Below are 6,590 nucleotides of genomic sequence, written 5' to 3' on the forward strand. Positions count from 1 at the left end.
GTCGACCAGTGCCAGGCGCGCGGCTGGCACCGGTGCCGACCCAGACACCAGAATCACCTCGTACCGGGACGAGGGGATAACCACAGCGGTGCGGTACGACACGGCCGGCTCCCCTCCCCGATGACGGCGCAACGGCGTCGGCACGTTCGCCGACGCTCTCGAACCGGTATCGAGAATAGGGGAAGACCGACCGTCGGGCCTACCCGATTTCCGCGCGGGCCGCGGCTTTCGCGCGGGCCGTGGCCTTCCGTGCGGGCCGTGGCCTTTCCATGCGGGCCGCGCCACGCGCGCTTGACCCTCCCGTTACGGCAGTTCCTAGCGTCACCGCCATGGCAACCGCGAAGAAGAAAGTGACCCGCCGGATCAAGCTGGAACTCGAGGCGGGCAACGCCGCGATGGTCGATGTCGGCAAGATGCTCGGCCCCACCGGCATCAACATGCGGCAGGTCAAGCTCGACTACGACCAGGCGACCGCCGCGAACCGGGGCGAGATCGTGCCGGTCGTCGTCACGGTCTTCGAGGACCGGACGTACGCGCTGGAATACCGGACGCCGCCGACGGCGTACCTGATCCGTCGGGTGCTGGGTCTGGCGAAGGGGGCCGGCGCGCCGGGCAGCCAGTCGGTGGCCAAGATGTCCCAGGCGCAGCTGCGCGAGGTGGCACTGCGCAAGCTGCCGGACCTGAACACCGACGACGTGACGGCAGCGATGAAGCAGGTCGCCGGCACCGCCCGGTCGATGGGCGTGCTCATTGCCGACGAGTAGCGACCTGTGGCGCGGGGTCGTGCCGCCGTACCGGATGCTCGACCCCGGGCTGCTGCTGGCCGAGACCGTGCTGTCCGAGACGTTGACCGAACTGTGTGCCCGGCTGCCGGACGAGCGGAGCGCGTCCCGGCTACTCAACCAGGCGCTGCGGAGCACCGGTGCGGTTCCGCAACTGACCGGCCGGGACGGTCGGTGGCGGGTGGCGGTGGCTGGCAGCGATCCGCACGCCGCCGCCACGACCGCCGTGGCGGTGCTGGTCGCCGCCGGGGGGTGGGGGCGGATCAAGCGGTGCGCGCGGTGCGGCGTCCCGTTCATCGACCGGACGAATGGCGCGAGCCGCCGGACCTGTGTCGGGCACGCTCCCGGGCGGCCCACCGAAAGGAGCCGGATGGGCTATAAGTGACGGGTGGAAATTCCCGCGCACCTGGCCAGCATGCCGATGCACGCGATCACCGAGATCCACGGCGAGCCGGGACTGCTGGAACGGTTCCGGTTGGAGATCGGATCATTCGACGAGGCGGACCGCCGGCGGTTGACCGCCGCGCTGGACCTCGCGGCCGAGTTGCACGCCGAGGATCGGCGGGTTCGTGAGCCGTACCTGAACCACCTGCTGCGGGTGGCGATCCGAATGATGCACCACTACGAGGTCCGGAACGTCGACGTGATCGTGGCCGGTCTGCTGCACGACGCGGTGGAGGACCATCCCGCAGAGCTGGCCGCGCTGGGCGGACCGGTGTCGGGCGGTGGCGCGGCCTCGGGTGGCCGCCCGGCTTCCGGCGGTGGCGCGGCTTCCGGCGGTGGCGCGGTCTCGGTCGGGGCCGCGGCGCTGGCGGTGCTGGCCGACCGGTTCGGTGCGCGGGTCGCCCGGCTGGTCGCCGCGGTCACCAATCCGGAGTACGACCCGGACCGCGACCGGCACGCGCAGTACCGGGAGCACGTCGCCGCGAGCCTCGACCGGGAACCGTGGGCCCGGGTCATCAAGATCTCCGACTTCACCGACAACGGGGTCGGCCTCATCCACACGGTGGGGCCGAAGGTGCCGACGTTGGCCGCCAAGTACCGGCCGCTGGTGCCGGTGCTCCGGGAGCTGATCGCCCGGCCGGACACGCCGCTCGCCGAGCCGGTGAAGCGGCACATCTTCGAGCAGCTCGACCTCGCCGAGGAGCGGTTCGACGCGGTCCTCGGCGGACGTTAGCCACCGCGACCCCCGACGGCGTCCGCCCGAACGCGGTCCCCGGCGGGCGTTAGCCGCGCCACATAAGTAGCCGCTCTACATGTAGAGCGGTAACGTCTCAGGTGATTTCCGGTTCCCCCCGCCAAGGAGTCCGTGATGCGCCTGACCCGCCGGGACCTGCTGCGAGTCGCCGGCGGAGCCGCGCTCGCCGGCCCGCTCGCCGCCTGCGACAGCCTCCCCGGAAACCTTGGCAACATCGGTGACCTGGCCGGCTCCAGCACCGGGGCCCTGCTCAAGAGCGACCTGAAACTGCCCGACCCGTTCGGCGTACCGCTGCCGGTGCCGGCCGTGCTCAAGCCGACCCGCACGGACGGCACCACCGACTACTACGACATCACCCAACGGCGGGCGACCGTGGAGATCATCCCCGGGCACCGTACCGAGATCTGGGGTTACAACGGCACGTTCCCCGGACCCACCATCGCCAGCCGCAGCGGCCGGCGGACGGTGGTGCGGCACCGCAACGAGCTACCCGTCCCGGTCGTGGTCCACCTGCACGGCGGCCGGAACCCCGCCGAACACGACGGCTACCCGATCGACTACCTGCTGCCGACCGGCGGCTGGTCGGGCGGCACCGGCCACTCCGGGCACGGCGGCGGCCAGGCCGGACACGTCGGCCGGGTGAGCCAGGGCACCAAGGACTACGTCTATCCGCTGGACCAGCCGGCCGCGACCCTGTGGTACCACGATCATCGGATGGACTTCACCGGCCCGCAGGTGTGGCGGGGTCTGGCCGGTTTCCACCTGCTGCACGACGACATCGAGGACGACCTGCCGCTGCCGAAGGGCGACAAGGACATCCCGCTGATGATCTGTGACCGCTCCTTCAACGAGGACGGTTCGCTGCGTTATCCGGCGGTCGACCCGTCGCTGGCCGGCGAGCCGGGCGTCACCGGCACGTACATGAACGGTGTGCTCGGTGACACGATCCTGGTCAACGGGGCGCCGTGGCCGTACCTCGAGGTGAGCAACACCCGGTACCGGTTCCGGGTGCTCAACGCCTCCAACGCCCGGCGGTACAAGCTGCGCCTCGACCCGGCGCCCGGCGAGGGCCCGTCCTTCGTCCAGGTCGGCAGCGACCTCGGTCTGCTCGGCGCGCCGATCGGCCACCAGGAGATCGAGATCGCCCAGGCCGAACGGTTCGACGTCGTCATCGACTTCTCGACGTACCCGATCGGGACCGAGGTGACGCTGGCCAACGGCCTCGACGACGGCCCGACCGGCCGGATCATGCGGTTCCGGGTCACCCGCCGGGAGACCGACGCCAGCACGGTGCCCGCGAAGCTGGCCGAGGTGGAACCGATCGACGGATCGTCGGCGGCCGGCACCCGCAGCTTCCTGTTCTCCCAGGGGGTGGCGAACCGGCAACAGATCTGGACCATCAACGGTAAGCCGTTCGACCCCGACCGGGCGGACGCCACCGCTCGGCTCGGCTCCACCGAGATCTGGAAGCTGACTTCCGACGTGCACCACCCGGTGCACCTGCACCTGGCCCACTTCCAGGTGCTCCGGCGTCAGGGGCGGGCGCCCAGGGCGTCGGACGCCGGCTGGAAGGACACCGTCGACCTGCGCCGGGGCGAGGTGGTCGAGGTGGCCGCCCGATTCACCGGCCACACCGGACGGTACGTCTTCCACTGCCACAACCTGGAGCACGAGGACATGGTGATGATGGGCAACCTGGACGTGGTCTGACGCGGGCCGAGCCGGATCACCGGCTGCCGCGCGCCCGACGGATCCAGTGGTCCTCCCGCATCCTCCGTGCCAGCACGAGGGACGCGACAAGGGACCCGACGCCGACCCACCACCAGAACCGGCCGCCGACGCCGCTCGGCGGATCGGCCACCCGGACCCGACCTCCGCGGATCACGGCGTCCGCCACGTCGATGGCCTGGACCTGCTCCGGAGCGGTCAGTAGGGTGGCCGGCGCGGCGGCCCCCGACGCCAGCGCCACCACCCGGACGGTACGCACGTTGCCGTACCAGGTGCGGTCGTCCATGGCCATTGGCGCGTCGAACCGCTCCCCACTGGCCGGCTCGGGCTGGTAGGCGACCACGACCGCCGCGCCATCCGGCCGCCAGCCGAGCAACCGGATGGTAGTCACGTCGGACACCTCGGGCAATGGAAGCGGTCCCTGGTCCCGGCCGGCTGCCGGGTCGATCCGGCGCAGGCCCCAGGTGGTGGTGCCGGGCCGCCGCGACACGGCCGTCAACGCCGACCCGTCCGCCGTCCAGGCCCCCTTGCCGGCGAGGGCGGTTTCGGCCGGCAGCCGGAACGAGGCGAGCCGGGCGCCGTCGACATCGGTGATAGTGACCGTTTCCCCAACCTGGACGGCGAGCCGGCCACCGTCCGGCGCGAAGGCCGCCGAGATGTCAAGAGCCCGCGACGGGACGTCCACGGCCAGCCGTACGGGTTGGCCGCCGTCCGGTGACACCAGGCTGAGCGCGTCACGGAAGCCGCTGCGGGCCGCGTCGACCGGCACCGTGGCAAGCACCACGAGCCGGGCGCCGTCGGGAGCCCAGCCGAGGGGAGAGGCACCGACGCTGCCGGCGACCCCGCTGTCCAGCGCCCGGGTGCGGCCGGTGTCCAGGTCGACGAGTTCGATTCCCTCGCCGTGGCCGGGGCTCGCGATCCAGCGGCCGTCCGGGGACAGGATCACCCCTTCGCCGGCGACCGGTTCGGGAACGTTGGCGCCCGACAGGCGGTAGCGGTCGCTTGTGGCGCCGACCACCCCGAAGTCCGCGTTGTCAAGCAAGCTGAGGAAGCGCAGGCGAGGATGCGTACCGCTGAAGATGACCGATGCCGGCCCGAGTCGGGGGCGGTCGGTGGCGTGCAGCGAGCCCAGGGCCGGCGGGCCGATCCGGTCGGGCAGGGCCGCCTCCGACGCGGCGGCCGGATCAATCGACGCCGGCCGGATCGCGGGAAGCGTCGTTCCGAGTAGCGCGAGACCGGCCACCGCCGCGAGGCTGGCCGCCGTCAACCGGCGCCTCGTCCGTCGCGCGGTGGCCAGCGCACGCTCGTACACCGGGTAGGTGGGCACGTCCTCGGCGGTTCGCCGGAGGACCTCGCGGAGACGTTCGGTCATCGGATACTCCTCTGCGTCCGTTCCACCAGGCCGGGGGCGACCGTCCGCAGCCGGGACAACGCGTCGTGGCCGTGCCGCTTCACCGTCCCCACCGAGCAGCCCAGAACCTCGGCGACCTGCGCCTCGGTCAGGTCCTCGTAGAACCGCAGTACCACGACGGCGCGCTGGCGCGGGGTGAGCTGGCGGAGTGCCGCGGTGACGCTCAGCCGCAGGGCGATCGCCTCGCTGCTGTCCTCGCCGGCCCGGTCCACCGGCTCCGGCTGGAGCCGCTCGGCCAACCGTCGTCGCCGCCACCAGGAGATGTGCTGGTGGTACATGACCCGCCGGACATACGCCGCAGGGTCGCCGGCCCGGATCCGGCGCCAGTGCCGGTACGTCCGGGCCAGCGCACTCTGTAGCAGGTCCTCGGCGAGATGGTGGTCGCCGGTGAGCAGGTACGCCGTCCGGGACAGTGCGGCCGACCGGTGCACCACGAAGTCGTGGAACGTCCCGGTCCCGTCGGCCTGTTCGGTCATGCGCACCCCCTTCGACAGAGGAAACCGCGTCTTGCCTGGCGATGGTTGGGGCCGAATGTTGACGGTGTCGATTTCGGGACTGAGGCCGGTGGTTCGCGGGAGCACCCTGACGGTGCCCGCGCGGCATGGGTGCCGCGCGTCGCGAGATCGGAGACCCCATGAGGATGATGTCCCGTCGATGGCGGCGGACCAGCGCGACGCTGGCCGCGGCCCTGGTCACCGCCCTGCTCGCCGTCCTGGTGCCGGCCTCGGCCGCCCAGGCGCTGCCGTCCGGCTCCGGCTGGTCCGGCTCCTGGGACTACTATCACCCCAACGCCTTCCAGTACGCCGGAACGCTGCCCGGCGTCCGGCTGACCGGGTACGCCACCGACTACTCCGGGTCCGGTAGCACCCTCGGCACCATCGAGGACACCGCGGCGGACGGTCGCTGTGCCCGGGTGCTCATCTACGCGTACGGCATCGGCTACACGGTGGACCGGACCACCTGCGGGAGCGGCACCTCCCAGACGTACGTCAACGCGGCCTACAACGCCGGTCTGCTGGTGATCGTGTACCGGATGATCTCGGGTACCAGCGACTACGACAAGGGCTTCTATCTCTACATCCCCAGCTCGGCCTCGGATTCCGAGCTGCGTACGGTTGGCACCGGCGCCAGTTGGTCGTACTACACCGCCACGTCGTTCCAGTTCGCGGTGACCCGGCCGGGGGTGCGGCTGGTCGGTTACGGCTCGCACCAGTCGTTCGATCAGCGTTCGTCGCTGAACACGGTGACGAAGACGGCGACCACCCTCGGCTGTGCCAGCGCCAGCGTCACCGGCAGCACGGTGACCAGCGGCAGCACCTGCGTCAACGGCGGCTCGGCGAACTTCTCCCGGTTCGACCACCGTTACAACCTCCAGGCGTCCGCCTGCTACCAACCCACCGCCGGCACCCAGCGCTGCCTCCCCCTGAACATCCCCGAGCCCTACTGACCCCACCCTCCCCACCCCCCGCCC

General features: G+C 71.5%; 7 protein-coding genes. 5 read left to right on the forward strand and 2 right to left on the reverse strand.

The annotated features are described in order from the left end of the window. The first annotated feature begins 329 nt into the window (after positions 1-329). The 4 genes from ACFQUZ_RS06465 (at position 330) to ACFQUZ_RS06480 (ending at position 3,690) form a co-directional block, all read left to right on the forward strand. Positions 330-764: an uL11 family ribosomal protein gene (locus ACFQUZ_RS06465; protein WP_377438804.1), complete on the forward strand. Its 435-nt coding sequence runs from the start codon at positions 330-332 to the stop codon at positions 762-764. After that, a complete protein-coding gene (locus ACFQUZ_RS06470) occupies positions 751-1,167 on the forward strand; it encodes a hypothetical protein (RefSeq protein ID WP_377438806.1) in 417 nt (138 codons plus the stop codon). Before ACFQUZ_RS06465 ends, ACFQUZ_RS06470 begins: the two co-directional genes overlap by 14 nt. A 3-nt stretch (positions 1,168-1,170) precedes the next feature. After that, positions 1,171-1,959 carry a phosphohydrolase gene (locus ACFQUZ_RS06475; RefSeq protein ID WP_377438809.1) on the forward strand — a complete coding sequence of 263 codons (789 nt, stop codon included), beginning with the start codon at positions 1,171-1,173 and terminating at the stop codon, positions 1,957-1,959. Between the two features lie 135 nt (positions 1,960-2,094). Next, positions 2,095-3,690, forward strand: a complete 1,596-nt coding sequence (locus ACFQUZ_RS06480) for a multicopper oxidase family protein (protein ID WP_377438811.1) — start codon at positions 2,095-2,097, stop codon at positions 3,688-3,690. Positions 3,691-3,706: 16 nt separating this feature from the next. Here the strand turns inward: ACFQUZ_RS06480 and ACFQUZ_RS06485 are convergent, their stop codons facing one another. Together ACFQUZ_RS06485 and ACFQUZ_RS06490 are read right to left on the reverse strand one after the other, a co-directional pair. Continuing rightward, positions 3,707-5,080: a hypothetical protein gene (locus ACFQUZ_RS06485; protein WP_377438812.1), complete on the reverse strand. Its 1,374-nt coding sequence runs from the start codon at positions 5,078-5,080 to the stop codon at positions 3,707-3,709. Next, a complete protein-coding gene (locus tag ACFQUZ_RS06490) occupies positions 5,077-5,595 on the reverse strand; it encodes a SigE family RNA polymerase sigma factor (RefSeq protein ID WP_377438814.1) in 519 nt (172 codons plus the stop codon). Before ACFQUZ_RS06490 ends, ACFQUZ_RS06485 begins: the two co-directional genes overlap by 4 nt. 158 nt (positions 5,596-5,753) lie before the next feature. Here ACFQUZ_RS06490 and ACFQUZ_RS06495 point away from each other — a divergent pair, with 158 nt between their 5' ends. Further along, positions 5,754-6,566 (forward strand): hypothetical protein, encoded by an 813-nt coding sequence (locus ACFQUZ_RS06495; RefSeq protein WP_377438816.1) that lies wholly within the window; start codon positions 5,754-5,756, stop codon positions 6,564-6,566. Positions 6,567-6,590 lie beyond the last annotated feature (24 nt).

Origin of the sequence: Plantactinospora sp. GCM10030261 (genome assembly GCF_042666615.1) — a bacterium.
In the GTDB taxonomy this organism is placed as follows: Bacteria; Actinomycetota; Actinomycetes; order Mycobacteriales; family Micromonosporaceae; genus KBS50.